At 68.9% G+C, this 23,652-nt stretch carries 21 protein-coding genes and 1 tRNA gene; 17 read left to right on the forward strand and 5 right to left on the reverse strand.

Going from position 1 to position 23,652, the window contains the following annotated elements; all coding sequences use genetic code 11:
- Positions 1-6 precede the first annotated feature (6 nt).
- From otsB to ACT541_RS15165, 11 genes are all read left to right on the forward strand, one after another.
- Positions 7-783: a trehalose-phosphatase gene (gene otsB / locus ACT541_RS15115; RefSeq protein WP_476137913.1), complete on the forward strand. Its 777-nt coding sequence runs from the start codon at positions 7-9 to the stop codon at positions 781-783.
- Entirely contained in the window at positions 780-2,567 is a 1,788-nt protein-coding gene (locus tag ACT541_RS15120) for a glycoside hydrolase family 15 protein (protein WP_476137914.1), read from the forward strand. Before otsB ends, ACT541_RS15120 begins: the two co-directional genes overlap by 4 nt.
- A complete protein-coding gene (locus ACT541_RS15125) occupies positions 2,564-4,828 on the forward strand; it encodes an alpha,alpha-trehalose-phosphate synthase (UDP-forming) (RefSeq protein WP_476137915.1) in 2,265 nt (754 codons plus the stop codon). Before ACT541_RS15120 ends, ACT541_RS15125 begins: the two co-directional genes overlap by 4 nt.
- Before the next feature lie 185 nt (positions 4,829-5,013).
- Positions 5,014-5,613 carry a Crp/Fnr family transcriptional regulator gene (locus ACT541_RS15130; RefSeq protein ID WP_476137916.1) on the forward strand — a complete coding sequence of 200 codons (600 nt, stop codon included), beginning with the start codon at positions 5,014-5,016 and terminating at the stop codon, positions 5,611-5,613.
- A gap of 440 nt (positions 5,614-6,053) precedes the next feature.
- Positions 6,054-8,240: a TonB-dependent siderophore receptor gene (locus tag ACT541_RS15135; protein ID WP_476137917.1), complete on the forward strand. Its 2,187-nt coding sequence runs from the start codon at positions 6,054-6,056 to the stop codon at positions 8,238-8,240.
- A gap of 54 nt (positions 8,241-8,294) precedes the next feature.
- A complete protein-coding gene (locus tag ACT541_RS15140; RefSeq protein WP_476137918.1) occupies positions 8,295-9,329 on the forward strand; it encodes an ABC transporter substrate-binding protein in 1,035 nt (344 codons plus the stop codon).
- Entirely contained in the window at positions 9,326-9,970 is a 645-nt protein-coding gene (locus tag ACT541_RS15145) for a MotA/TolQ/ExbB proton channel family protein (RefSeq protein ID WP_476137919.1), read from the forward strand. Before ACT541_RS15140 ends, ACT541_RS15145 begins: the two co-directional genes overlap by 4 nt.
- Positions 9,967-10,452, forward strand: coding sequence for an ExbD/TolR family protein (locus ACT541_RS15150; protein WP_476137920.1), 486 nt, complete (start codon positions 9,967-9,969; stop codon positions 10,450-10,452). The genes ACT541_RS15145 and ACT541_RS15150 overlap by 4 nt, the downstream gene beginning before the upstream one ends.
- The gene (locus tag ACT541_RS15155) at positions 10,449-11,270 is read left to right on the forward strand and encodes a TonB family protein (RefSeq protein ID WP_476137921.1); all 822 of its coding nucleotides are present in this window, start codon (positions 10,449-10,451) and stop codon (positions 11,268-11,270) included. Before ACT541_RS15150 ends, ACT541_RS15155 begins: the two co-directional genes overlap by 4 nt.
- 34 nt (positions 11,271-11,304) lie before the next feature.
- Complete coding sequence (locus tag ACT541_RS15160) at positions 11,305-12,402, forward strand: FecCD family ABC transporter permease (protein ID WP_476137922.1); 1,098 nt, start codon at positions 11,305-11,307, stop codon at positions 12,400-12,402.
- Positions 12,399-13,193 (forward strand): ABC transporter ATP-binding protein, encoded by a 795-nt coding sequence (locus ACT541_RS15165; protein WP_476137923.1) that lies wholly within the window; start codon positions 12,399-12,401, stop codon positions 13,191-13,193. Before ACT541_RS15160 ends, ACT541_RS15165 begins: the two co-directional genes overlap by 4 nt.
- Before the next feature lie 38 nt (positions 13,194-13,231).
- On the opposite strand, the gene ACT541_RS15170 is transcribed toward ACT541_RS15165, so the two are convergent.
- Positions 13,232-13,308: transfer RNA gene (locus ACT541_RS15170), tRNA-Arg, on the reverse strand.
- A 239-nt stretch (positions 13,309-13,547) separates the two neighbouring features.
- The gene (locus ACT541_RS15175) at positions 13,548-13,736 is read right to left on the reverse strand and encodes a hypothetical protein (protein ID WP_476137924.1); all 189 of its coding nucleotides are present in this window, start codon (positions 13,734-13,736) and stop codon (positions 13,548-13,550) included.
- A 274-nt stretch (positions 13,737-14,010) separates the two neighbouring features.
- Here ACT541_RS15175 and ACT541_RS15180 point away from each other — a divergent pair, with 274 nt between their 5' ends.
- On the forward strand, positions 14,011-14,388 hold the full coding sequence (locus ACT541_RS15180) for a rhodanese-like domain-containing protein (protein WP_476137925.1): 378 nt from the start codon (positions 14,011-14,013) through the stop codon (positions 14,386-14,388).
- Positions 14,389-14,478: 90 nt separating this feature from the next.
- On the opposite strand, the gene ACT541_RS15185 is transcribed toward ACT541_RS15180, so the two are convergent.
- Positions 14,479-15,699: a 6-phosphofructokinase gene (locus ACT541_RS15185; protein ID WP_476137926.1), complete on the reverse strand. Its 1,221-nt coding sequence runs from the start codon at positions 15,697-15,699 to the stop codon at positions 14,479-14,481.
- 387 nt (positions 15,700-16,086) lie between these two features.
- Between ACT541_RS15185 and ACT541_RS15190 the strand changes: the two genes are divergently transcribed.
- Positions 16,087-17,907, forward strand: coding sequence for a DEAD/DEAH box helicase (locus ACT541_RS15190; RefSeq protein WP_476137927.1), 1,821 nt, complete (start codon positions 16,087-16,089; stop codon positions 17,905-17,907).
- 222 nt (positions 17,908-18,129) lie between these two features.
- Here the strand turns inward: ACT541_RS15190 and ACT541_RS15195 are convergent, their stop codons facing one another.
- The gene (locus ACT541_RS15195) at positions 18,130-19,194 is read right to left on the reverse strand and encodes a glycosyltransferase (protein ID WP_476137928.1); all 1,065 of its coding nucleotides are present in this window, start codon (positions 19,192-19,194) and stop codon (positions 18,130-18,132) included.
- 92 nt (positions 19,195-19,286) lie between these two features.
- Between ACT541_RS15195 and ACT541_RS15200 the strand changes: the two genes are divergently transcribed.
- The 3 genes from ACT541_RS15200 to ACT541_RS15210 all read left to right on the forward strand — a co-directional run bounded on the left by ACT541_RS15200 (position 19,287) and on the right by ACT541_RS15210 (position 22,603).
- Complete coding sequence (locus ACT541_RS15200) at positions 19,287-19,712, forward strand: hypothetical protein (protein ID WP_476137929.1); 426 nt, start codon at positions 19,287-19,289, stop codon at positions 19,710-19,712.
- Between the two features lie 607 nt (positions 19,713-20,319).
- Positions 20,320-22,410, forward strand: coding sequence for a carbon starvation CstA family protein (locus ACT541_RS15205; protein WP_476137930.1), 2,091 nt, complete (start codon positions 20,320-20,322; stop codon positions 22,408-22,410).
- Positions 22,376-22,603 (forward strand): YbdD/YjiX family protein, encoded by a 228-nt coding sequence (locus ACT541_RS15210; protein WP_476137931.1) that lies wholly within the window; start codon positions 22,376-22,378, stop codon positions 22,601-22,603. The genes ACT541_RS15205 and ACT541_RS15210 overlap by 35 nt, the downstream gene beginning before the upstream one ends.
- A 63-nt stretch (positions 22,604-22,666) precedes the next feature.
- Here the strand turns inward: ACT541_RS15210 and ACT541_RS15215 are convergent, their stop codons facing one another.
- Complete coding sequence (locus ACT541_RS15215; protein WP_476137932.1) at positions 22,667-23,164, reverse strand: hypothetical protein; 498 nt, start codon at positions 23,162-23,164, stop codon at positions 22,667-22,669.
- 128 nt (positions 23,165-23,292) lie between these two features.
- On the opposite strand from ACT541_RS15215, the gene ACT541_RS15220 reads away from it, so the two are divergent.
- A complete protein-coding gene (locus ACT541_RS15220) occupies positions 23,293-23,625 on the forward strand; it encodes a (2Fe-2S) ferredoxin domain-containing protein (RefSeq protein WP_476137933.1) in 333 nt (110 codons plus the stop codon).
- Positions 23,626-23,652: the final 27 nt, after the last annotated feature.

The raw sequence follows: 23,652 nt of genomic DNA on the forward strand, positions 1-23,652 counted from the left end.
GATCGCATGGAACGAACCGAATCCCTCGCACTCGGGGGGACTCCTCTCGACTGGCTGGACGCCGACCGATCGATCGCCCTGTTCCTCGATCTCGACGGCACGCTGATCGACGTCGCGGCGACGCCGGAGGCGGTGATCGTGCCGCAAGGGCTCGTCGACTTCCTCGCTGCTCTGCACGGGGCGCTCGACGGCGCACTGGCGATCGTCACGGGCCGTTCGATCGCCGATGTCGACCGCCTCCTCGCCCCGGCCCGCTTCGTCATGGCCGGACAACACGGTGCCGAATATCGCACCGACGAACGCGAGACGGTCCGACGCGTGGCTCCGGTACTGCCGCTCGACCTCGCCGCCCGCCTGCAGGCGCTGGCTGCGAGCGTGCCCGGCAGTCGCTACGAGGACAAGGGCGTCTCGGTCTCGCTGCACTGGCGGGCGGTGCCCGAGGCGGCGGAGCATCTCGCCGTCGAGATGGAGGCGATCGTCGCCGACTTCGGCGGCGACTTCGTCGTTCGGCCGGGGCGCTGCGTCTGGGAGGTCGGCTCGGTCCATGTCTCGAAGGGCGTCGCGGTCGAATGCCTCGCCGGGCTCTCGCGCTTCGAGGGCCGGATGCCGATCGTGATCGGCGACGACCATGCCGATGCGCTCGCCATCGCCGCGGCCGAGCACCTCGGCGGTGTCGGTTTCCGCGTGGCGGGCGAGACCTGGAGCCCCGCGGAGGCCGATTTCGCGTCGCCGCGTGCGGTACGCGAATGGCTTTCGCTCCTCTTGGAAAGGATCAGACGATGAAGGTGCCCCCCTCGCTCGAACTCGGCGTCGTCGGCAACGGCTCGGTCGCCGGACTGATCGACGAGCATGGCACGATCGTCTGGTGCTGCTGGCCACGCTTCGACGGCGATCCGGTGTTCTCCGCCCTGGTCGACGGCGAGGCGCCGGACGGCGGGTTCTTCTCGATCCGGTTCGACGAGGTCGGCACGGTCGAGCAGGCCTACGAGCGCAACACCGCGATCCTGCGGACGACCCACCGCGACGGTGCCGGCAACGCCTTCCGCGTCACCGACTTCGCGCCGCGCTTCCGCCAGTTCGGGCGGCTGTTCCACCCGACGATGATCGTGCGCATCGTCGAGCCGCTCTCCGGCATGCCGCGCATCCGGGTGCGCATGAGGCCGCGCTCGGGTCTGGGGGCGGAGTGCCCGCGCCCCGTGATCGGCTCGAGCCATCTGAGCTATGCCGGCGACGACGGCGTGCTGCGGCTGACGACGGACGCCTCGATCCATCACGTCGCCGAGGAGAGCGCCTTCGTGCTCTCGCGTCGGCTGACCTTCGTGCTCCATCCCGACGAGACCCTGAACGACCAGCCGGCGCGCGTCGGTCGCGACTTCCTCGAGAAGACCGCCGTCTGGTGGCTCGACTGGGTGCGTTCGCTCAACGTGCCCTTCGACTGGCAGGAGGCGGTGATCCGCGCCGCGATCACGCTGCAGCTCTGCGCCTTCGAGGACACCGGCGCCATCGTCGCTGCGCTGACGACGTCGATCCCGGAATCGCCCCACGACAGCCGCAACTGGGACTATCGCTTCTGCTGGATCCGCGACGCCTACTTCACCGTCCATGCCCTCAATCGCGTCGGTGCGACGGCGACGATGGAGCACTTCATCGAATACGTCACCAACATCATCGCGCTCGAGCGCGGTCCCTCGCTGAAGCCGCTCTATGCCATCGTGCCCGAGCGCGTGGTCGAGGAGACCATCGCCGACACGCTCCACGGCTACCGCGGCATCCGTCCGGTGCGCATCGGCAATGCCGCCCGTGATCAGGCGCAGCACGACGTCTGGGGCAGTGTGGTCCTCGCCGCCTGGCAGATGTTCTTCGACGAACGCCTGCCCAAGCGCGGCGACGACGCGCTCTTCGACCTGTTGCAGCCGCTCGGCCTGTGCGCCCTGCGCCACGCCCTGACGCCGGATGCCGGCATCTGGGAATACCGGGGCCGCGAATGCGTCCACACCCATTCGGCGACGATGTGCTGGGTCGCCTGCGACCGGCTCGCCCGCATCGCCGAGAAGCTCGACCGCACCGCCGACGCCGACCGCTGGCGTGTCGCCGCCGACGAGCTGCGCGAGACCATCCTCGCCCGTGCCTGGTGTGACAAGGGCTGGTTCGCCGGCAGTCTCGACGGCGATGAGCTCGATGCCGGCGTGTTGCTGATGCACGAGTTCGGCATCGTCGAGGCGACCGATCCGCGTTTCGTCGCCACCGTCGACGAGATCGGCCGTCGTCTCGGTGGGAACGGTCTGCTGATGCGCTACGACGTCCCCGACGACTTCGGCACGCCGACCGTCGCCTTCACCATCTGCTCGTTCTGGCAGGTCGACGCGCTCGCCGCGATGGGGCGGATGGCCGAGGCCCGCACGCTGTTCGAGACGCTGCTCGCGCACCGCACCCGGCTCGGCCTCCTGTCGGAGGACATCGATCCGAGCACCGGCGCGCTGTGGGGCAACTTTCCCCAGACCTATTCGATGGCCGGCCTCGTCGTCGCCGCCATGCGGCTGTCACGCGGCTGGGAGGAGGTGCGATGACGGGCCAACTCACGACGTCCGACGAGGTCGCCGGCATCGGCGCGCGCATCGGCCGGGCCTTGAAGACCGGCTGGGTCCGCTGGGCACTGGTGGCGGGCGCGGCCTGCCTGGTGCTGGCGGTGACACTGGCGCCGCTCGCCGCCGTGCTGGTCGAGAACTGGGCGCGTCAGGACGTCGACCTGCGGTCGCGCTTCGTCTCGCGCTCCGTCAAGGACCGCCTCGCCGCGCTTCCGGCCGCGGCCGAGCCGGATCTCTCCGCCTTCTTCGCCCACCTCTCCGACGACGAGCGCCTGCTCGCCGTCGGATTCTGCGGCGCCGACGATCGGATGCGCTGGGTCGCCGGGCAGATGCCGGCGGCGATCGACTGTCGCGAACTGCCCGGGCGCAAGCTCGATGCCGTCGTCACCCGCCGCATGGGCGGCGTCCATGCCCATGTCGGCATCTATCCGATGCGGATCGGCTCGATCGACGGCCGTCTCCTCGTCCTCCACGACCTCTCCTACATCGACGAGCGGGCCGGTACGGTCCGGCTCTACACGATCTTCGCCCTCACCAGCGCCTTCGTCGGCTTCGGCGTGGTCGGTGGCGGACTGGCGGCGCTGGTCTTCCGCCGTTGGAGCCGTCGTCAGGGGCGACCGCCGGCGATGCCGCCACGACCGAACGAGGACGCGCCGCAGCCCTCGGCATTGACCCGCGAGTTCCGCTCGCTGATGCGCGAGCTGCGCTCCGACCGGGCGGGCGGCGAGGGGCTGCACGTCGACTGGTCGCCCGAGACGCTGCGCCGTCTGCTGGTCGAGGAACTGCCGGGCGCCGAGGTGCTCGTGGTCTCCAACCGCGAGCCCTACATCCACAATCGCGACAAGGACGGCGAGATCACCCTGCAACTGCCGGCGAGCGGTCTCGTCTCGGCGCTCGAGCCGGTGATGCGGACCTGCGGCGGCACCTGGATCGCCCACGGCTCGGGCAGCGCCGACCGCGACACCGTCGACGAGCACGACCGCATCGCCGTGCCGCCCGCCGCCCCGGAGTATCGGCTGCGCCGCGTCTGGCTCTCCGACGACGAGATCGAGGGCTACTATTTCGGCCTCGCCAACGAGGGGCTCTGGCCGCTCTGCCACATCGCCTTCGTGCGGCCGACCTTCCGCGAGGCCGACTGGGAACGCTACCGCGCGGTCAACGAGCGTTTCGCCGACGTGGTCGTCGCCGAGGCGGAGCGCGAGGACCCGATCGTCCTCGTCCAGGACTACCACTTCGCGCTGCTGCCGCGGATGATCCGCCAGCGCCTTCCCAAGGCGACGATCGTCACCTTCTGGCACATCCCCTGGCCGAACGCCGAGACCTTCGGCATCTGCCCGTGGCGCGAGGCGATCATCGACGGTCTGCTCGGCTCGTCGATCCTCGGCTTCCACACTCGCCAGCACTGCAACAACTTCCTCGAGGCCGCCGACCGCTTCATCGAGAGCCGGATCGACCGCGAGCACTTCTCGATCACCCTCGAGGGGCGCGACACGCTGATCCGGCCCTATCCGATCTCGATCGAATGGCCGCCCTCGGCGCTCGCCGGTCAGAAGCCGATCGCCGAGTGCCGCGCCACGGTGCGCCGCGACCACGGCTGGAGCGACGACGTCCGCCTGATCGTCGGCATCGAGCGCTTCGACTACACCAAGGGCATTCTCGACCGCATGCGCGCCGTCGACGATCTGCTCGAACGCCATCCCGAATGGCGGGAGAAGCTGGTCTTCCTCCAGGCCGCGGCGCCGACCCGTTCGACGCTCGCCGCCTACGAGGGCCTGCAGGGCGAGGCGACCAAACTCGCCTTCGAGATCAACGAACGCCACCGCACCGGTACCTGGCGGCCGATCGAACTGGCGGTGCGCCATCACGACCAGCGCGAGGTCTACGAGCTCTTCCGCGCCGCGGACGTCTGCGTCGTGTCGAGCCTGCACGACGGGATGAATCTGGTCGCCAAGGAATTCGTCGCCGCCCGCGACGACGAACGTGGCGTGCTGGTGCTGTCGAGCTTCGCCGGCGCCTCGCGCGAACTCTCCGAGGCGCTGATCGTCAACCCCTACGACACCCGTGCCATGGCCGACACGCTCGGCAAGGCGCTCGCCATGCCGGAGGCGGAACAGGCGGATCGCCTGTCGTTGATGCGCGAGACGGTGCGCCGCCGCAACGTCCATCGCTGGGCGGCGCAGATGCTGCTCGACGCCGCGACCATGCGCAAACGCGACCGGATTCGGTCGGCTCCGACGGAGTGAGAGCGACGGCCGGTCGCCGAAGTCGGCGACCGGCCGGGGGGCGCAATCGCCGCACCCGTCTGGAAGAGGCGGCCTCGTTGCGCAATGATCGCGCCGGCTGCTCCGCCGTCCCGCGGAGCCGGTCCGGATGCGCGGCTCCCAGAGGTGGCGGCCGGAGATGCCGATGCCACCCGGGGGTCGGAAGAATGGCGACGACACCAGAACAGTGCCTCAATGCGATCGTCCCCACCGGCGGCATGAACCAGTCGCTGAGGGCGCGTGAGATCCTGTTCCACGCCGGAGACGAGACGGTCGGCGTCTATCTCGTGGTGTCCGGCCGGATCCGCCTGGTGCGTTTCGTCAACGACGGCGGCCGGGAGAGCGTGCTCTTCATCGCTCGCCCCGGGGATGCCTTCGCGGAAGCCTCGGTGTTCTCGCCGGTCTACCATTGTGCGGCCGTGGCGGAAACGGATGCGGTGGTCCGGCGATATCCGAAGGCGGCCCTGCTGTCGGCATTCTCGGCGAACATCGAATCGACCATGGCCTACGCGGCCATGGTGGCGCGGCAGCTCATGGCGACGCGGGTCCGCATGGAGCGACGTTCGATGCGATCGGCCGCCGACCGCATCCGCCACTATCTGCTGGTGGAGGGCGGCGACGAGAGGGCGGTCGAAATCACCGGTTCGCTGCGCGACTTCGGCGCCGAACTCGGTCTGACCGAAGAGGCGCTCTACCGGACGCTGGCCAAGATGGTCAAGGACGGCGTGATCCGGCGGACCGCCACCGGACTCGCTCTCGTCGAGTGACGGTTCCGAAGTCTCGTCGGAAACGAACCGGACCCACGCCGGTCGAACCCTGCCGACCGTCGCCCGGGCGAATGTTTTTATATATTCGCAGGTTATAGCGACGATCGTCCGTCGCGGAAAAATTTCAAGACCTGATCGCAATCATGGCGCTCTCTCCGAGAGATCGTATAATTTCGTCAAACCTTTGGCCATGTACCGGTTCTCGGAGGCATGCGCGAAATGGCCCGGACAGGGGCCGGACTTGCGGCTCTCGGGCTCATTTGCGCCTATCGTTATATATGTAAAGTCTATAACGATAGGCGCACGCGGGTTTCGGAGCGCGGTCGCGTGACACGAGAGACGGACAGGTTCGGATCACGTTCGCGGGGGAATTTTCGATGCTTCAAGACAGTCCGGGGGGCTTCGAGCCCATTCGCGCGTTCGCGACGAGCGTTTCTCTGTTGGCGCTCTGTGTCGCAACCGGGCCGGTGTGGGCGGACGACACGACCGTCGAACAGGTACCGCCGGTCCAAGTCGAGAGCGGCAAATCGGTCGTCCCGATCGGCGAGCCGGCCGATGCCGAGGGGCATGCCGACTACGTCGTCACGCGATCGCGCACCGGCAGCAAGACCGATGCGCCCAACAACTCGGTTCCGCAACACGTCACGACCGTCCCGAAGAAGGTCATCGACGAACAGAACGACGCTTCGATCCAGGAAACGCTGAAGAACGTCTCCGGCGTGGTCAATACCTATCCTCAGTATTACCCGCTCGACTATTGGTCGAATTCCTACATTCGCGGCTTCCCGGTGAGCATGACGCTGGTCGACGGGTTGTGGGATCCGACCCCCTTCGGCAACGCCTGGATGGGCAACGTTGAGCGCGTCGACGTGCTGAAGGGGCCGTCGGGTCTCCTCTACGGCGCCTATTCCGGCGGAATCGGCGGCGTGATCAACGTCGTGACCAAGCGTCCGAAGCAGAAGCCCTCGATCTCGGCGTCCACCACCGTCGACAGTTGGGGTTCGAAGAGCGTCACCGTCGATGCCTCCACGCCGATCTTCGGCAATCCCAATTGGCTGGTGCGGGCCATCGGCAGCGTCGGCGACTTCAAGTCGTTCTACGACAATTCGTCGAAGAAGAAGGGCGACTTCCAGTTCGCCGTCGACGGCCGCCCGACCGACGACGACGCGGTCGCCCTGACCTACGAATATCGCTGGCAGCAGGCGTTCCCCTACAGTGGGCAGCCCGGCTACGGGGTCGTCGGTTCGGGCACGTCGGCCTATCTGAAGTCGTTCGGGTCGTACGATCGGAACGTCAACGTCTACGACCCGCGCTCGTACTGGTCCTATCAGAGCAACACGCTGCGCGCGTCGTGGGAGCACCGGTTCAACGAGGATTGGAGTTTCAAGACCTCCAACCAGTTCACGGTGACGCAGCGCGACGCCTTCTCGATCACCGCGACCCCGAGCTTCTCTTCCGGGGTGACGCGATTCACCCAATCGGCTCAGGACATCCTGATGGGGCCGGTCTACGGCTACGACAGCGACAACATGATCCACGGCCGGTTCGGGACCTTCGGCCTCGAGCACGACCTGATCTTCGGTGAGCGCTATGCCGCCGTCGACTACAACATGAACATGGCGCGGCCGACGCCGTATTCCTTCGGGTCCTACTATTTCTACGATCCCAATGCCGCCGGCTGGGGTCGGCCGCTGAACAACGTCAAGCAGTACATGTATGGTTATTCGAAGACCTATCAGTACAACACCTACATCAACGACACGATCTCGCTGAGCGACAAGCTGCGCGTGGTCGGCGGCATCAATTGGGTCGACTACTCGACCCATTCGCGCTCGGGCATGAATCCGGCGTCGCTCGGCAGCAGTTCGACCTCCGGGCAGGGCGCCGCCTGGCGGGTCGGGGCGCTCTACGACGTCCTGCCCGGCGTGACGCCCTTCGTCGACTATTCGACGACCTTCAAACCGCAGGGCACCAACACCACGACCGACGGCGTCATCCAGACCTTCGATCCGCTGACCGGCAATCAGATCGAGGCGGGCGTCAAGATCGACATCGCCGATCGCGCATCGATCACCGCGTCGCTCTATCAGATCGAGATGTCGAACGTGACGCAGACCGATCCGGACGCGACCCGCGGGTCGCTCGGCTATCTGGTCCAGACCGGCAAGCAGCGGTCGCGCGGTTTCGAGATCGACGGCAGCTACAAGATCCGGCCGGGCTGGAACGCGCTGGTCGCCTATGCCTACACCGATGCGGTCTACGTCAGCGACGGCACCTATCTCACCGGTTCGGGCGTTCCGAACGTGCCGCGCCACGCCCTGCGTCTCTGGAGCTTCTACGAGGTGCAGGACGGCCCCCTCCAGGGGCTCGGCTTCGGCGGTGGCATGACCGCGGCGGCGTCGCGGCAGGCCGCGCTCGTCACGAAGGCGATGCCCAACGTCGATCTGCGTCTGCCCGGTTACGCGACCTTCGACGCGGCGGCGACCTATTCCTGGAAGAACGCCAAGCTCAGCCTCAACGTGAAGAACATCTTCGACCACAAGTACTGGGAAGGGTCGAACGGCTACACCTGGCTCTACCAGGGCGAACCGCTCAACGCGTCCCTTCGGCTCGACGTGAGCTTCTGATCGACAAGGGAGGGTGACCGTCGCGGTCACCCTCCGCCGCATCTCGGAGGTCCGATGCCCATCATCCGTGTCCTGGTCCTGCTTCTCGCCGCGCTCGTGGCGTCTCCCGCGACCGCCCGCGACATCGTCGACATGGCCGGTCGTACGGTCACGATCCCCGACCGGATGGGGAAGGTCTATTCCTCGTCGCACCCGGTCTCGCTGCTCCTCTACGCGCTGGCGCCGGATCTCCTCACCGGCATCAACTTCGCCGTCCGCGAGGAGGTGAAGCCCTATCTGCCGAAGGAGGTGGCGGAACTGCCGGTCATCGGCGCCGTCATGGGGCACGGCGGGCAGATGGATCCGGAGGAGGTGCTGCGCCTCCATCCCGACTTCGTCCTGGTCTGGCTCGACCGCTTCTCCGACAACGACCGCATCCTGGCGCAGTTCACCAAGGTCGGGCTGCCGGTGATCTTCGTGAAGCTCGACACGCTCGCCGATCATCCGGCGGCGCTGCGCTTCCTCGGCGAGGTGCTGCAGCGTCCCGAACGGGCGCGGCAGCTCGAGGCCTACGTGTCGACGGTGCTCGCCCGTCTCGGCGACACGGTCGGGCGTCTGCCGCCGGAGAAGCGACGCGGGGTCTACTACGCCGAAGGCGCCGACGGGCTCGCCACCGAATGCGATCGATCCTGGCACGCCGAGGCGGTGACGCTCGCCGGCGGCGACAACGTCCACCACTGCGAACAGTCGAACCACGCCGGCTTCGAGAAGATCAGCCTCGAGCAGGTCATGCTCTACCGGCCGGACTTCATCCTGGCGCAGGATCGCCGGTTCACCGAGGCGGTGTTCCGCGACGGCGCCTGGCGGGGCATTCCGGCGGTGGAGAACAAGGCGATCGCCTTCGTGCCGCGCCTGCCCTTCAACTGGATCGATCGGCCGCCGAGCTTCATGCGGGCGCTGGGGGCGCAGTGGCTCGCCAACGCGCTCTATCCGGATCTCTATCCGTTCGATCTCAGGGCCGAGACCCGACGGTTCTACGCCCTGTTCCTGAGCGTCGACCTCTCCGAGGCGCAGATCGACGCCATCCTCGGCACCGGGGTGGGCAAATGAACGAGATCTCGCTGTCGCCGGTCGCCCTGTTCTGGTCCGCCGGTCCGGTCGGACGCGTCGTGATGGGGCTACTGTTCGTCGCCTCGATCTGGTGTTGGGTGCTGATCCTCGAGGGGATCGTCTTTTCGACGCGCCTCGCGCGCGCCCTCGCGGTGGCGGGGACCTCGGGCGCGAGACCGGCGTTGCTCCTTCCCGTGTTCGCGGCCGGACGCGCGGAGGCCGAGCTGACACTCGCGACGGAAACCCACGCCGACCGGCGTGCCCGGATCGTCGGGACCATGCGTGTCGCCGCGGATCGCGTTCTGCAGTCCTGCGAGGGCGGGTTCGCCAATCTGGCGGTGATCGCCTCGGTCGCCCCCTTCGTCGGCCTCTTCGGCACGGTCTGGGGCATCATGACGAGCTTCGTCGGCATCGCCGCCGCCAAGGACACCGGCCTCGCCGTCGTCGCACCCGGTATCGCGGAGGCGCTGGCCGCCACCGCCTGGGGGCTGGCGGCGGCCATTCCCGCGTCCATCGGCTACACGCGTCTGGGCGCGCGCTTCGCCCGGCTCGGCGGCGAGTGCGAGGCGCTGATCGCTCGGGCGACGACCGAGATCCTCGGCGCACGGCCGGCGATCTCCGAGGGGACGGACGAAGGATGATCCGCCCGCTCGCCTCGGCCCGTCCCGCCCGCCATCGGCCGCTCGCCGACATCAACGTGACGCCGCTCGTCGACGTCATGCTGGTTCTGCTCGTCGTCTTCATGATCACCGCGCCGATGCTCGCGGCGGGGCTTCCCGTCCGCCTGCCGCAGGCGAGCGCCGCACAGCCGGTCGAACCGCGGCCGCCGGTGGTGATCACCGTCGCCGCCGACGGCGGTCTGACGATCGGCGACGAGCCGGTGACCCTGGCGACGCTGGCCGCGGCGGTCGATGCCCGGCTCGGCGGCGATCGGGGCCGCGCCGTCAACCTGCGGGCCGACCGCGCCGTCGACTACGGCACCATGGTGGAGATCATGGACCGTCTGGCGACGAGCGGGATCACCCGGATCGCCTTCCTCGCCGATCGGCAGCCGTCGCATACCGGCTCGACGATCCCGGCCGCGTCCGTGGCGACGACCGAAGGCGAGGGAGCACGGCCGTGATCGGCGCTCCGGTCGGCGGCGAGGCGGGGCCCGTCGCGGCGCGGCGTCGGGTCCGGCTGATCGGGTTCCTGGTCTTCGGCGCGCTTCATGCCGCCTTCCTCTTCGCCTTCCGCGTGGCGTCGCCGGCCATCGACGTGCTGGCGCCGGTCGAGATCGAGATCGTGCCGAGGGGCGACGCCGCCGTCGAGCGCACCGCCACCGAGGCGGTCGTCGCCGCCACCGTGCCGACGGAACCGGCCGCCGACCGCGCCGCCGAAGCCGCACCCGACGAACCGCCGCCCCCGCCCCGGCCGCCGGTCGAAACGCCGGCGCCGATCGCGGCCCCCGGGCCGGGCGAGACGGTTCGGGTCGAACATCCGGCGATGGTCGCGCCCGAGCCGCGCCTGCGCCCCGAACGCCCCCGTCCCGAACGCCCCGCCAGACATCGCCCCCCGGCCGCGCCCAAACCCGCGCCCGCGTCGACGAGCACGCTCCCGCCGGCGCCGGCATCCGCCGACGTCCGGACCGCCGGAGTCGCTTCGGGGCGGGAGGATCTGCGCGCCGCCCGCGCCAGTTACGGTGCGCTGATCTCCGCCGAGATCAACCGCCACAAGCACTATCCGGCGGCGGCGCGGGAGCGGGGCGAGACCGGCAGCGTCGCCATGACCTTCGTCGTCGGGCCATCGGGAAGCATCGTCTCCCATGCCCTGCGGCGGTCGTCCGGTTCGTCGGCACTCGATGCCGCCGCGGCCGCCATGCTGGAGGCGAGCCGCGCGCCGCCGCCGCCGGGCGGGCAGTTCCACGGCAGTATCGACATCAACTTCGCCATCGGACGGTGACCCGTTCGTCCGGCTCTTCGCAAGGAAGGTCACCATGCAGATCGATCGGCCGACGCCGGCCCCACTCGCCGCGCCGAACGTGGCGTCCGACCGCGTCCGGCAGGCGTGGCGGTGGCAGGCGATCTTCGAGATCGTCGGCCCGCTGGTCCTGCCCTTCTGCCTGGTGGCGCTGGTCGTCTTCGCACTGACGCTCGGCCGTTATCCCGTCGGTCTCCTCGACATCGCGGGCCGGATCGGTGCCGCCCTCGGATGGACCACGCTCGAGCCCGATCGGCTCGCGCTTCTCGATCGGGTGCTCCTGGAGATCCGTCTGCCGCGGATCCTGACCGCCGTTCTCGTCGGCGCGGCGATCGCCTCCTCGGGCTCCGCCTTCCAGGCGGTCTTCCGCAACCCGCTGGTGTCGCCGGGCATCCTCGGCGTGCTCGGCGGCGCGAGTTTCGGTGCGGCGCTCGGCATCCTGCTGTTCGGCGATTGGCTCCTCGTCCAGATCTGCGCCTTCGCCATGGGGCTTCTGGCCGTGATGGTCGGCGCCTTTCTGGCCCGTCTCTTCGGCGACGGCTCGATGCTCGCCCTGGTGCTCGGCGGCATGATCTCGGGCGCCTTCTTCGCGTCCGCCCTGGCGATCGTGAAATATGTCGCCGACCCCTACGAACAGCTTCCGGCGATCGTCTACTGGATGATGGGCAGCCTCGGCGGGGTGAACTGGACGCAGATCGATCTGGCGGCCGGGCCGATCGCGGTGGGGGTCGGGGTGCTGGCGCTGTCGGGCCGCGCCCTCGACGCCCTCTCCATGGGCGACGACGAAGCGCGCACGCTCGGCGTGCCGGTCGGCCTCGCGCGCTGCGTGGTGATCGCCGCCGCGACGCTGGTTTCGGCGCTGTCGGTGTCGCTCGCCGGGATGATCGGTTGGCTCGGTCTCGTCGTGCCTCACGTCACGCGGCTTCTGTTCGGCCCGGCCAACACGCGGCTGGTGCCGGCGAGCGCGCTGGTCGGTGCGATCTTTCTCGTCGGCGCGGATTGCCTCTCGCGGACGCTGACATCGGCCGAAGTGCCGATCGGCATCCTGACCGAACTGCTAGGCATCCCGATCTTCGTGATCGTGCTCGGGCGGGCGAGAAAGGGCTGGGCATGAGCCGCGACATCCGTCTGCGGGCGGTCGGGCTCTCCTATGCCCGAGGCGTCCGCACCGTCCTCGAGACGATCGACTTCACACTCGCCGCCGGCGAGGTCGTCGCCCTGCTCGGCGCCAACGGCGCGGGCAAGAGCACGCTCTTTCGGCTGCTGCTCGCCCTCGACACACCGATGTCCGGGCGTGTCGAACTCGACGGCGACGACGTCGTGCGCCTCGGCCGCCGTGAGATCGCGCGCCGGATCGCCTATGTGCCGCAGATCCACGTCGCGCCCTTTCCCTATCGGGTGCGCGACGTCGTCATGCTCGGTCGGATCGCCGAAACCGGGCTGTTGCGCAAGCCGGGCTCCGCCGATCGGAGGATCGTCGACGCCGTGATCGAACGTCTCGGCATCGTCCATCTCGCCGGTCGGCCCTATACGGAGATCTCCGGCGGCGAGCGGCAGCTGACGTTGATCGCCCGCGCACTCGCGCAGGGAGCGCGCCTGCTCGTCCTCGACGAGCCGACGACGGGGCTCGACTTCGGGCATCAGGCGAAGCTGCTCGACCATCTGCGTCGTCTCGCCGCCGACGGTCACGGGGTGCTCTTCTCCACCCATCATCCGGAGCAGGCGACACTCTCGGCGGACCGTGTCTGTCTCCTCGCGGGCGGGCGGCTGGTCGCCGACGGCCGGCCGGCCGACGTGGTGACGCCGACGACCCTCGAGCGGCTCTACGGCGTCGCCGTGGTGCCGTCGGTCGATCGGCATGGGCGAACCGTGTTCCTGCCGCCGCCGTCGGGCTCGTCGCGCTGACGCGGCGATCGCCGCATCGTCCGACCCATTGAGAAGATTGGCGCACCCGACAGGATTCGAACCTGTGACCTTTGCCTTCGGAGGGCAACACTCTATCCAGCTGAGCTACGGGTGCATCCGTGTCGTGATCGCGGGATCACGGCTCGCGTCGAGCTACGCTCGGGACGGGTTCCTCATAGCCCATGCGGTCGGGGGGAGCAACCGTCGAAGATGGGGCCGGCGAGGTTGCCCACGGATCGCGGCGGCGGGCATCGTCGCACGATCGTCGCATCGCCGGTCCATGGTCCGGCGCGACGGTTCGCGGCGCGGCGGGCAGCCGCGTCGCGACGGTCGGCCGCGAGGCGGGAACGGAGTTCAGCTCCCGCGGCCGGCGCGGCGGTGCGGCCAGCCGAACATCGCGCCGTAGGGCGAGAAGGCGCCGAAGGGCGAACGGAACGCCGGGCGCGATTGCGGTGCGGCGGGCTCGCGCGCCGGCTGGTCCGGCGATTCGGGCTGATCGATCTGGTCTTCCAACCAGGCTTCGAGGTCGGCTGGTCCGAGCATGGCACACTCCGATGGGTTCGCACGTCTCGCTCTCGCATGGTGCGGAGCAAAACGGTCTGCGTGACTGCCATCCGAACGAATTTATCCGATCTTCCTCGATTTCCATCGATTGAAGTCGGTTCGGTCACCCCACCACTTTCGCAGTGCAGTGTCAATGGTGCGGTGCATCCTCCCTTCGGTCGGATCGTCGCACCGCGCCTTGCCGTTTCCGGTGGACAGGCGCTTTGTTCGATGGCACGTCCATGTTCGGAGCGCGCAAACGGGAGACGGCTCGATGCGGTGGTGGAAGGCGGCGGCGCTGGTCGTGGCGATGGCGTGGGCGGGGCCCGCGTCGGCGGCGGGCAAGATCACCATGGACGAACTCACGGCCGGGCTCGACGCCGGGCGGGTGGTGTTGGTCGACGTGCGCGAGCCGGACGAGTTCACCGCCGGCCACGTGCCGGGCGCGGTCAACGTGCCGGTGTCGCGCATGTCGCTCGCCGCGCTGCCGCCGGCCGGCGACAAGACGATCGTCGTGATGTGCCGCTCGGGCAATCGCTCGAGCCGGGTCCAGGCGGCCGCGGCGCAGGCGGGCCGAACCGATCTCGTCGACTATTCGGGCAGCATGATCGAATGGACCGCCAGGGGCGGGCCGATCGTCAAGGGCCCCTGAGCATCCCGGAGACGACGAAGGCGGCGGAGATCCTCCGCCGCCTCGCGCATCTCGTGGTTCGTCGGCCCGGTGGCCGGCGGGTCTGTCGGATCAGCCGGCGGCGTTGAGGATCTTCGGCACGCGGTTGTCGCGCAGGCGATAGGCGTCCGGCATCTTCGAGCCGAGCAACGGCCGGAGATAGAGGCGGAAGGCGTCGGTGACGTCGTTGCCCGAGGCCGAGATGAACTCGTCCGGCATGTGGCGGGTCTTGCCGGCGACGCTCTCCAGCGGCGACAGCTGGTAGTCGACCGAATAGAAGCCGGTGCGGTGGATCGTCACCGAACCGTCGGTCGTACCCCACATGGCGTATTGCACCGCCTTCTCGCCCACCTCGCGCGCCTCGCGCTGGTCGACGTCCGACACGCAGCCGATGAAGGAGCGCTGGAGATAGCCGAAGGTGTCGCCGCGGACGCGGGAGATCTTCAGCTTCTTCTTGATCTCGTCGCAGAGCAGGTCGGCCAGCGCACCGGTGCCGGAGAGCTGGATGTTGCCGTGGGCGTCGCGCTCGACCTCGGTCGTGAGCTTGGTGATGATCGGCACGCCCTTCTCGTCGTGGATGCCTTCCGAGACGGCGACGACGCAGCGGCCGTACTTCTCGTAGGTCGCCTTCACGTCGGCGAGGAAGCGGTCGATGTCGAAGGCGCGCTCGGGCACGTAGATCAGGTGCGGGCCGTCGTCGGGGAACTTCTTGCCGAGCGCCGAGGCCGCGGTGAGGAAGCCGGCGTGGCGGCCCATGACGACCGCGACGTAGACGCCGGGAAGCGCGGCATTGTCGAGGTTGGCGCCCATGAAGGCCTGCGCCACGAAGCGCGCCGCCGAGGGGAAGCCGGGGGTGTGGTCGTTGACCATCAGGTCGTTGTCGATGGTCTTCGGAATGTGGATCGAGCGCAACGGATAGTTCGCCTTTTTCGCCTCTTCGGAGACGATGCGCACCGTATCGGAAGAGTCGTTGCCGCCGACGTAGAAGAAATAGCCGATGCCGTGCGCCTTCAGGACCTTGAAGATCTCCTGGCAATACTTGAGGTCGGGCTTGTCGCGGGTCGAGCCGAGGCCGGAGGAGGGCGTGTTGCCGACCATCTCGAGATTGTGGCTGGTCTCCTGGGTGAGGTCGAGGAATTCCTCGTCGACGATGCCGCGCACGCCGTGCCAGGCGCCGTAGACCAGTTCGACGTTGCGGAACTTGCGGGCTTCCAGCACCGCGCCGACGATCGACTGGTTGATGACGGCGGTCGGACCGCCTCCTTGCGCCACGAGGACCTTGGTCTGAGACATTTTCTCGTTTCCCATCAGAGCAGCGGAGGCACCGACGCGCGCTCCCGCGTCGCCATCCTGACCAGACCGGAGACGATCTCAAGCGCTTTGTGACGTCGGACGCGTCGATTTTCGGGGGTGCCGCGCTTTTCCTGCGCCGTCGGTCGAACAACTTGCGACGACGCCGGATCGTTGCAGCAAGAACGCATGGCTATCCACCGAAGACCTGCGTTTCGGACGGGGCGACGGGGAAGGGGAGAATCGTTCGGCGGCGTTTCCGGGCGTGCCGGGGCGGGGTGCGGCGGGGTGTTGCGCGTGCGGGGCATCGACCGCGGGCGGCAAACCGTGTATGTCGGCACCAACCCGAGGCGTCGAAGCATCCGCCTCCCACGATCCGGAGCACCTCCCTTGGCCTTTCCCCACGCGAGCCCCGCGCTCGATCGCGCATTGGCGCGTCGCAACTACGAAGAACCGACACCGGTCCAGGCGGCCGTCCTCGAGGAGGCGACGCGGGCACGCGATCTGCTCGTCTCGGCCCAGACCGGTTCGGGCAAGACCGTCGCCTACGGCCTCGTGCTCGGCGCCAATCTGCTCGGCGAGGAGGAGACCTTCGCGCCGCCGACCGTACCGCGGGCACTGATCGTCGCGCCGACGCGCGAACTGGCGCTGCAGGTCGAGCGTGAGCTCTCCTGGCTGTTCGAGGAGACCGAGGCGCGGATCGTGCCCTGCGTCGGCGGCATGGACCCGCGCGCCGAACGGCGTCGGCTGGGGCAGGGCGCCCATCTCGTCGTCGGCACGCCGGGGCGTCTGCGCGACCACATCGAACGCGGCGGTCTCGACGTGTCGCAGCTCGAGGCGGTGGTGCTCGACGAGGCCGACGAGATGCTCGACATGGGCTTCCGCGACGATCTCGAGTTCATCCTCGACGCGACGCCGGCCGACCGGCTGACGCTGCTGTTCTCGGCGACGCTGCCGAAGCCGATCGTCCAGCTCGCCGGGCGCTATCAGCGCGAGGCGTTGCGCATCGCGGTGGCCGGCGCCGAGCGCGGCCATGCCGACATCGAGCATCGCGCCATCCGCGTCGCCCCCAACGAGATCGAGGCGGCGATCGTCAATCTGCTGCGCTACCACGAGGCGCCGACGTCGATCGTCTTCGCCAACACGCGCGAGACGGTGCGCCACGTCCATGCCTCGCTGCGCGAACGCGGCTTCTCGGCGGTGGCGCTGTCGGGCGAGCTCGGTCAGCACGAGCGCAACCAGGCGCTCCAGGCGCTGCGCGACGGCCATGCCCGCGTCTGCGTGGCGACCGACGTCGCCGCCCGCGGCATCGATCTGCCCAATCTCGACCTCGTCGTCCACGCCGAGCTGCCGCACGACCGCGAGGTGTTCCAGCACCGCTCCGGCCGCACCGGCCGCGCGGGGCGCAAGGGCGTTTCCTGTCTGCTGGTGCCGGTCAACCGTCGCCGCAAGGCCGAGCGCCTGCTCGACGAGGCCGGCATCCGTCCCGAATGGTCGGGCCCGCCGACCTTCGAGGCGGTGCGCGATCTCGATCGCGGCCGGTTCCTCGCCGATCCGATGTTCGACGAGGCGCCCGGCGAGGAAGAGGCGGAACTCGCCCGCATGATCCTCGAGAGCCGCGGGCCCGAGTCGATCGCCGCGGCGCTCGCCACGCTGTGGCGGCGCGGTCGGCCGGTCGCCGAAGAGGTGGTCGATCCGGTCGGCGACCGCGGTCGGCGCGAGCGCCCGACGGGTCCCGCCGCCGGTCCGATGGGCGTGTGGTTCCGCTGCGACGTCGGTCGCCGCCAGAACGCCGATCCGAAGTGGCTGCTGCCGATGCTCTGCCGCCGCGGCGGCATCGAGCGCTCGGAGGTCGGTGCGATCCGCATCTTCGATCGCGAGACGCTGGTCGAGGTGGCGGAAGGTGCCGCCGCCCGATTCTGGGCGAACGCCAAGCGTCCCGACGAGGAACAGATCCGCTTCCTGCCGGCCGACGGTGCTCCGGAAGGCGGCGCCGACGAGGGCCGTGGCGAACGGCGCAGCCGTCCTCCGCGCGGCGAGCGTGGCGAACGCCCGGAGCGTGGGGAGCGGCCGCAGGGCAAGCCGCATCGCGGCGGTTTCAAGGGTGGTCCCGGTGGTCCGAAGGGGCCGCGCGGTCCGGGTGGCCCCGGCGGTCCGGGCGGCAAGCCGTCCGGCAACGGCCGACGCAGCCGCGGCCCGCGCGAGGGTTGAGGTAGCCGACTTCGTGTCGCGCTTTGTTCGGCTTCACCCTGAGGTGCCCGGCCATCGGCCGGGCCTCGAAGGGCGAAGCCACGACGGGCCGTGCAAATCGGCCCATCGCCCTTCGAGGCTCGCTTGCGCGAGCACCTCAGGGTGAAGGGCCTCTGCACGGGGCCGAAGACAGGCGAATTTCCGCGATTGCCGTGATGCGTTGCCGAGCCGAGGCGCGCGCCTTCAGCGGGCGAGCGCTTCCAGTTCGGCGATGAGCGCACGGGTGGCGATCGGCTCGGCGCGGGCGGCGACCGAGGCGCGGATCGCCTCCGCCTCCAGCCTGCCCGCATCGATGTCGGCCTTGACCGCGACGATCGCCTCGACGAAGTCGGCGGCTTTCCAGCCGGCGGCGAAGCGCACCGACGGGTTGTCGCCATAGGCGGACGTCAGCGTCGGCAGGCGCGACAGCACGTAGGGGCGGCCGCAGGCGAGCGTCTCCACCACGATGAAGGGCGAACCCTCGCCGAAATGCGAGCACATCAGCCCCATGTGGCATTCGCCGATGGCGCGGGTGAGCGACGCCGCGTCCAAGAGCCCGGTGCAGGCGACGACGTCGGCGAGCCCGGCCTTCTCGATCTCCTCGACGTCCCTGCCGAAATAGCGGAACTCGATCGCGTCGCCGAGACGGGCCTCGGCCTCGCGGATGGTGGCGAAGATCAGCGCCGGGTTCTTCTGTTCGACGATGCGGCCGGCGTAGAAGACGATGGTCTTCTCCGACTTCGGCAGCGGCGTCGCGGTGAAGCGGTCGGCGTACCAGGCATCGACATGGGCGAGGCGCGGCCCGAGGCGTCGGATGACGCTCGCCGAGAGGCCCGAATCGTCGCGGCCGACCACCTGGACCCGATCGGCGACGAGCGGCAGGAACCAGCAGGCGAGGTCGTGGGCGAGACGCTTGGCGCGTTCGCCGGCGCCCGGGCCGGTGCCGTGGATGGTGAAGACCTTCGCGCCGGGGAATGCCCAAGCGAAGGCGACGTATTCGGGCCGGGAGAATTCCAGCACGCGGCGCGGCGCGGCCTTCAGTCGCGCCCGGATGGTGCGGGCGTTCCGCAACACGGCGAGCGCGAAGGGGATCCACTTCGGTCCGGGCCACTTCGGCAGGGCGACGCCGAGGCGGTTTTCCGCCGGCCGGGCGGGCGTCTCCGACACCAGCAGGCCGTCGGCGCCGGCGGCCGAGATCAGGGTGTCGACATAGCGCTCGATGCCGCCCTGGGCGTCGGTCACGTCGTTCTGATGGAAATGGACGAGCATCCGGTCTATCCGGTCGATGGAACCGCATGCAGTCTTAGGCGAGCGATCTGAAGATCGCGTTGACGCTGCGGCGGGCAGGAGAGGCGGACGAGATGGAACGGGCGACGATCGGACGGCTGTGGGCGGTGGCGATGGCCATGGGGGCGAACGCGGTCGCCCTGGTCGCGGCATGGGCGATCGATCGCTACGCCCTGCCGGTAAGCCTCGCCGGCCTCGGCCGGACGGCGGTCGTCGTCGCTCTGTGGGTGGTCGTCGTGGTCGCGTTCCTCGGCGGGCCGTTCGCCGGCGCGGTGGCGCCGATCGCGGGCTTCGGCAGCCGCGCGCGGACGATCCTCCGGGCCGGCCTCTTCGGCTATGTCGGCTGCGGCATCGTCCAGGCGCTCGTGTCCTTCCGTGAGATCCTCGTCGACCCGTCGGACATCGCCGACATCGCCTTCCTGAACGTCGTCTTCAAGGCGATCGAGGTCGGCGCGCAGTGGCCGGTGCGGCTCGCCGGGTTCCTGTCCTCGCTGCTCTGACGGCGTCGTCGGGCGGCGAAGACCGCCCGCGTGGGCGGCGGAAGGGCCGACATCCACAGAATATGTGTTTCCGCGAGGCTGCGTGACGTGGTCGCAGGCCGCGTCCGCACGCGCGTCGGCCGACGGTCGCGCGAGGTGAAAAATTCCTTTCGCACCGTGACGTTCGCTCCTTCCGGGAGGGATATTCCCGATCGTAGTTGTTCGGAACGTATTGCATGGCTCGGGACGAGACGTCGGCGAGCCATGCGAAAACGCCTGTTCACCTTTCGTAGAGCAAGGCGTAGGGAGCTAAAGTGGAACCTCAGACGAAGGTCGGAGGTGTCACCGTAGACGAGGCTGTCCAACCCATGACGGTCGCAGGCCCGACACTGATTTCGCCGAAGCCGCAAGACGCGGAAGCGCAGTCCCGTCGGGTTCAATCATCTCATACTTTCGTCGAGAACGATGGACGCGTCTCTCCGCGCCGATCGTCGACGGCGGAAGGCTGAGACGAGCGGGGGGAGGGCGAGACGCGCGGGGAGCGTGGTTTCGTCCGGCTCGTGGGGTGGAGGGGCTCGGTCTGCATTCGGCAAGAACAATTCGAACCAGACGTTCCCCGGAGAGAACAATGTCCGACGAAGTCGTTCGCGGCCGCTCGCCCTACGAGTGGCTGGCATGGGTGGGGGTCGCCGCAGTCGGCGCCGTCTCGCTCGGTGTCGTCGCGCTGAAGCGCGGCGAGACCATCAACGCGCTGTGGCTGGTGACCGCCGCGGTCGCCGTCTATTTCATCGCCTTCCGCTTCTACGGTCTCTTCATCGAGAAGCGGGTGCTCGGCATCGATCCTTCGCGGCGCACGCCCGCGCAGCGCCACAACGACGGCCTCGACTACGTGCCGACCGAGAAGTGGGTGCTGTTCGGCCACCACTTCGCGGCCATCGCCGGCGCCGGTCCGCTGGTCGGCCCGGTGCTCGCGGCGCAGATGGGCTATCTGCCCGGCACGCTGTGGCTGCTCGCCGGCGTCGTCTTCGCCGGTGCGGTGCAGGACTTCGTCATTCTCTTCGCCTCGACCCGCCGTGACGGCCGCTCGCTCGGCGACATGATCAAGACGGAACTCGGGCCGGTGGCGGGCGTCTTCGCCTCCTTCGGCATCCTGATGATCATGATCATCCTGCTCGCGGTGCTCGCGCTCATCGTCGTCAAGGCGCTGGCCGGCAGCCCGTGGGGTACCTTCACGGTCTTCGCCACCATCCCGATCGCCATGCTGATGGGCGTCTACGGCCGCTTCCTGCGTCCGCACCGCATCGGCGAGATGTCGGCGATCGGCGTCGTGTTGCTGCTGCTCGCCATCGTCTACGGCCGTGACGTCGCCCATTCGGAGACGCTCGCGCCGCTCTTCACCTACAAGGGCGAGACGCTGGCGCTGATCCTGATCGGTTACGGCTTCGTCGCCTCGGTGCTGCCGGTGTGGTTCCTGCTGGCGCCGCGCGACTATCTGTCGACCTTCCTCAAGATCGGCACGATCATCGGTCTGGCGCTCGGCATCGTCTTCGTCCGTCCGGACCTGTCGATGCCCGCGGTGACCAAGTTCATCGACGGCACCGGCCCGGTGTTCTCGGGCGATCTCTTCCCGTTCCTCTTCATCACCATCGCCTGCGGCGCCTGCTCGGGCTTCCATGCGCTGATCTCTTCGGGCACCACCCCGAAGATGGTGGAGAACGAGAACCAGCTCCGTCTCATCGGCTACGGCGCGATGCTGATGGAGAGCTTCGTCGGCATCATGGCGCTGATCGCGGCCTCCGTGCTCGATCCCGGCATCTACTTCGCCATGAACACGGCGCCGGCGATCCTCGGCACCACCGCCCAGTCGGCGGCCGCCGCGATCGCCAACCTCGGCTTCGTGATCACGCCCGACGCGCTGACCCAGATGGCGCAGAACGTCGGCGAGGCGACCATCCTCAGCCGCGCCGGCGGCGCGCCGACGCTGGCCGTCGGCATGGCGCAGATCCTGTCGAGCGCCATCGGCGGGCAGGCGATGATGGCCTTCTGGTACCACTTCGCCATCCTGTTCGAGGCTCTCTTCATCCTGACCACGGTCGATGCCGGTACGCGCGTCGCCCGCTTCATGATCCAGGACCTCGTCGGCACCGCCTTCCCGGCGTTCAAGAAGACCCACTCCTGGGGTGCCAACCTCGCCGCGACCGGCATCGCCGTCGCCGCGTGGGGCTACTTCCTCTACCAGGGCGTGGTCGATCCGCTCGGCGGCATCAACACGCTGTGGCCGCTGTTCGGCATCGCCAACCAGATGCTGGCCGCCATCGCGCTCGCCTTCGCCACCGTCATGCTCTTCAAGATGAAGCGTCAGGCGGCGGCGTGGGTCACGCTCGCGCCGATGACCTGGCTCGCCATCTGCACGCTGACCGCCGGCTGGCAGAAGCTGTTCGACGCCCGTCCGGCCGTCGGCTTCCTCGCCCAGGCCGATCGCTTCGCCAAGGCGGCTGCCGAAGGCAAGGTGCTCGGACCGGCCAAGAGCGTCGATCAGATGAGCCAGATCATCCTCAACAACCGCATCGACGCAGGGTTGACCGCCCTGTTCATGCTGGTGGTGATCGTGATGCTGGGCTTCGGCGCCAAGGCGGCTCTCGCCGCGCTGAAGGCCGATGCGCCCACCTCCAAGGAGATCGGCGATGACATGCCGGGTCTGCGGGCTGACGCTGCCTGACGGAAAGGCCCTCGGACGGGCGGTCGTCAAGACCGCCCGGCTGATGGTCGGCGTGCCGGACTACGACAACTATGTCGCCCACCGGCAGGCCAACCACCCCGACCAGCCGGTGATGACGCAGACGGAGTTCTTCCGCGAGCGTCAGGACCGTCGCTACGGCGCGGGGCCGAACGGCACGTTCCGCTGCTGCTGAGGCAGGCGAACACGAACATGCGAGGCGCGGCGATCCGGAGGGGTCGCCGCGCCTTCGCGTCTTCTACGTCGTGGCGCCGCGCCAGATGGCGTCGACGACCGAGCCGCCGACGGCGTCGGTCGGGTCGAGCCGGGCGAGGGCGTCGAGCACGGCGCGCGCCTCCGCCCCCTCGTCGCGGCGCAGGCGGATGAAGGCGAGGGCCTTCAGCGTGTAGAGCGCGAAGCGGCCGGGGCCTTCGAGCGAGATCTCTTCCATGCTCCAGAGCCGCCAGTCGGGGGCGAGGTTGGCGGCGCGCGCCGCCTCGCGCAGGCCGCCTTCGGCCGCTTCGAGGGCGGCATCGAGATCGCCGGAATAGGTGTGGATCTTGTAGAGGCAGAACCAGGTGGCGAGCGAGCGCGGGTCGAGCGCCAGCGCCTCGCGGAAGGCGGCGTCGGCGGCGGCACGATCGGTGCGGTGGGCGACGACGCCTCTTTGTAGGATTTCGTTCACGTCGTCCGACACGTCGCCGAAGTCGATCGCGTCCTCGATCCGCCGGCGGCGCCCGCCGCGTTCGCTCGACATGTCGGGTTTCCTCGCATTTCAGTTCTTTCCCCAGCGTCATCGCAAGAATCGCGCCGGGGGCTGGACGCGACGGCACAGGCCTTGAATAAGGAGAAACACCGATCGTCCACGGTCACGAGGAGCAGGCGATGTCGTCGGAAATTCCGCAGGTGTTCAAGCATCACGTCTTCGCCTGCTTCCAGAGCCGGCCGCCGGGCCATCCGCGCGGCTCGTGCGGTGCGCAGGGGGCGGAGCCGTTGTGGAAACGCCTGCAGTGGGGCGTGGAATCGCTGCAGAACCCGGAAGTGGCGATGACGGCGACCGGTTGCCTCGGCTTCTGCCGTGCCGGGCCGCTGATGGTCGTCTATCCGCAGGGCGTGTGGTACGCGCCCAAGACCGAGGCCGACGTCGACGAGATCGTCGACACCCATCTGGTCAAGGGCGAGATCGTCGAGCGGCTGGCGATCGTTCCGAAGGTGTGAGCATCCGAAGTCGCGGCGGTGCGCGTC

Source organism: Pinisolibacter sp. DMC100 (assembly GCF_056313705.1).

Bases quoted from the DNA above. Each gene is read 5' to 3' on its own strand.
- ACT541_RS15150 (WP_476137920.1), top strand. From the start codon at position 9,967: ATGATCCGCCCGCTCGCCTCGGCCCGTCCCGCCCGCCATCGGCCGCTC.
- ACT541_RS15165 (WP_476137923.1), top strand. From the start codon at position 12,399: ATGAGCCGCGACATCCGTCTGCGGGCGGTCGGGCTCTCCTATGCCCGA.
- ACT541_RS15160 (WP_476137922.1), top strand. From the start codon at position 11,305: ATGCAGATCGATCGGCCGACGCCGGCCCCACTCGCCGCGCCGAACGTG.
- ACT541_RS15205 (WP_476137930.1), top strand. From the start codon at position 20,320: ATGTCCGACGAAGTCGTTCGCGGCCGCTCGCCCTACGAGTGGCTGGCA.
- ACT541_RS15185 (WP_476137926.1), bottom strand. From the start codon at position 15,699: ATGTCTCAGACCAAGGTCCTCGTGGCGCAAGGAGGCGGTCCGACCGCC.
- otsB (WP_476137913.1), top strand. From the start codon at position 7: ATGGAACGAACCGAATCCCTCGCACTCGGGGGGACTCCTCTCGACTGG.
- ACT541_RS15195 (WP_476137928.1), bottom strand. From the start codon at position 19,194: ATGCTCGTCCATTTCCATCAGAACGACGTGACCGACGCCCAGGGCGGC.
- ACT541_RS15125 (WP_476137915.1), top strand. From the start codon at position 2,564: ATGACGGGCCAACTCACGACGTCCGACGAGGTCGCCGGCATCGGCGCG.
- ACT541_RS15215 (WP_476137932.1), bottom strand. From the start codon at position 23,164: ATGTCGAGCGAACGCGGCGGGCGCCGCCGGCGGATCGAGGACGCGATC.
- ACT541_RS15210 (WP_476137931.1), top strand. From the start codon at position 22,376: ATGACATGCCGGGTCTGCGGGCTGACGCTGCCTGACGGAAAGGCCCTC.
- ACT541_RS15130 (WP_476137916.1), top strand. From the start codon at position 5,014: ATGGCGACGACACCAGAACAGTGCCTCAATGCGATCGTCCCCACCGGC.
- ACT541_RS15120 (WP_476137914.1), top strand. From the start codon at position 780: ATGAAGGTGCCCCCCTCGCTCGAACTCGGCGTCGTCGGCAACGGCTCG.
- ACT541_RS15200 (WP_476137929.1), top strand. From the start codon at position 19,287: ATGGAACGGGCGACGATCGGACGGCTGTGGGCGGTGGCGATGGCCATG.
- ACT541_RS15180 (WP_476137925.1), top strand. From the start codon at position 14,011: ATGCGGTGGTGGAAGGCGGCGGCGCTGGTCGTGGCGATGGCGTGGGCG.
- ACT541_RS15140 (WP_476137918.1), top strand. From the start codon at position 8,295: ATGCCCATCATCCGTGTCCTGGTCCTGCTTCTCGCCGCGCTCGTGGCG.
- ACT541_RS15220 (WP_476137933.1), top strand. From the start codon at position 23,293: ATGTCGTCGGAAATTCCGCAGGTGTTCAAGCATCACGTCTTCGCCTGC.
- ACT541_RS15145 (WP_476137919.1), top strand. From the start codon at position 9,326: ATGAACGAGATCTCGCTGTCGCCGGTCGCCCTGTTCTGGTCCGCCGGT.
- ACT541_RS15175 (WP_476137924.1), bottom strand. From the start codon at position 13,736: ATGCTCGGACCAGCCGACCTCGAAGCCTGGTTGGAAGACCAGATCGAT.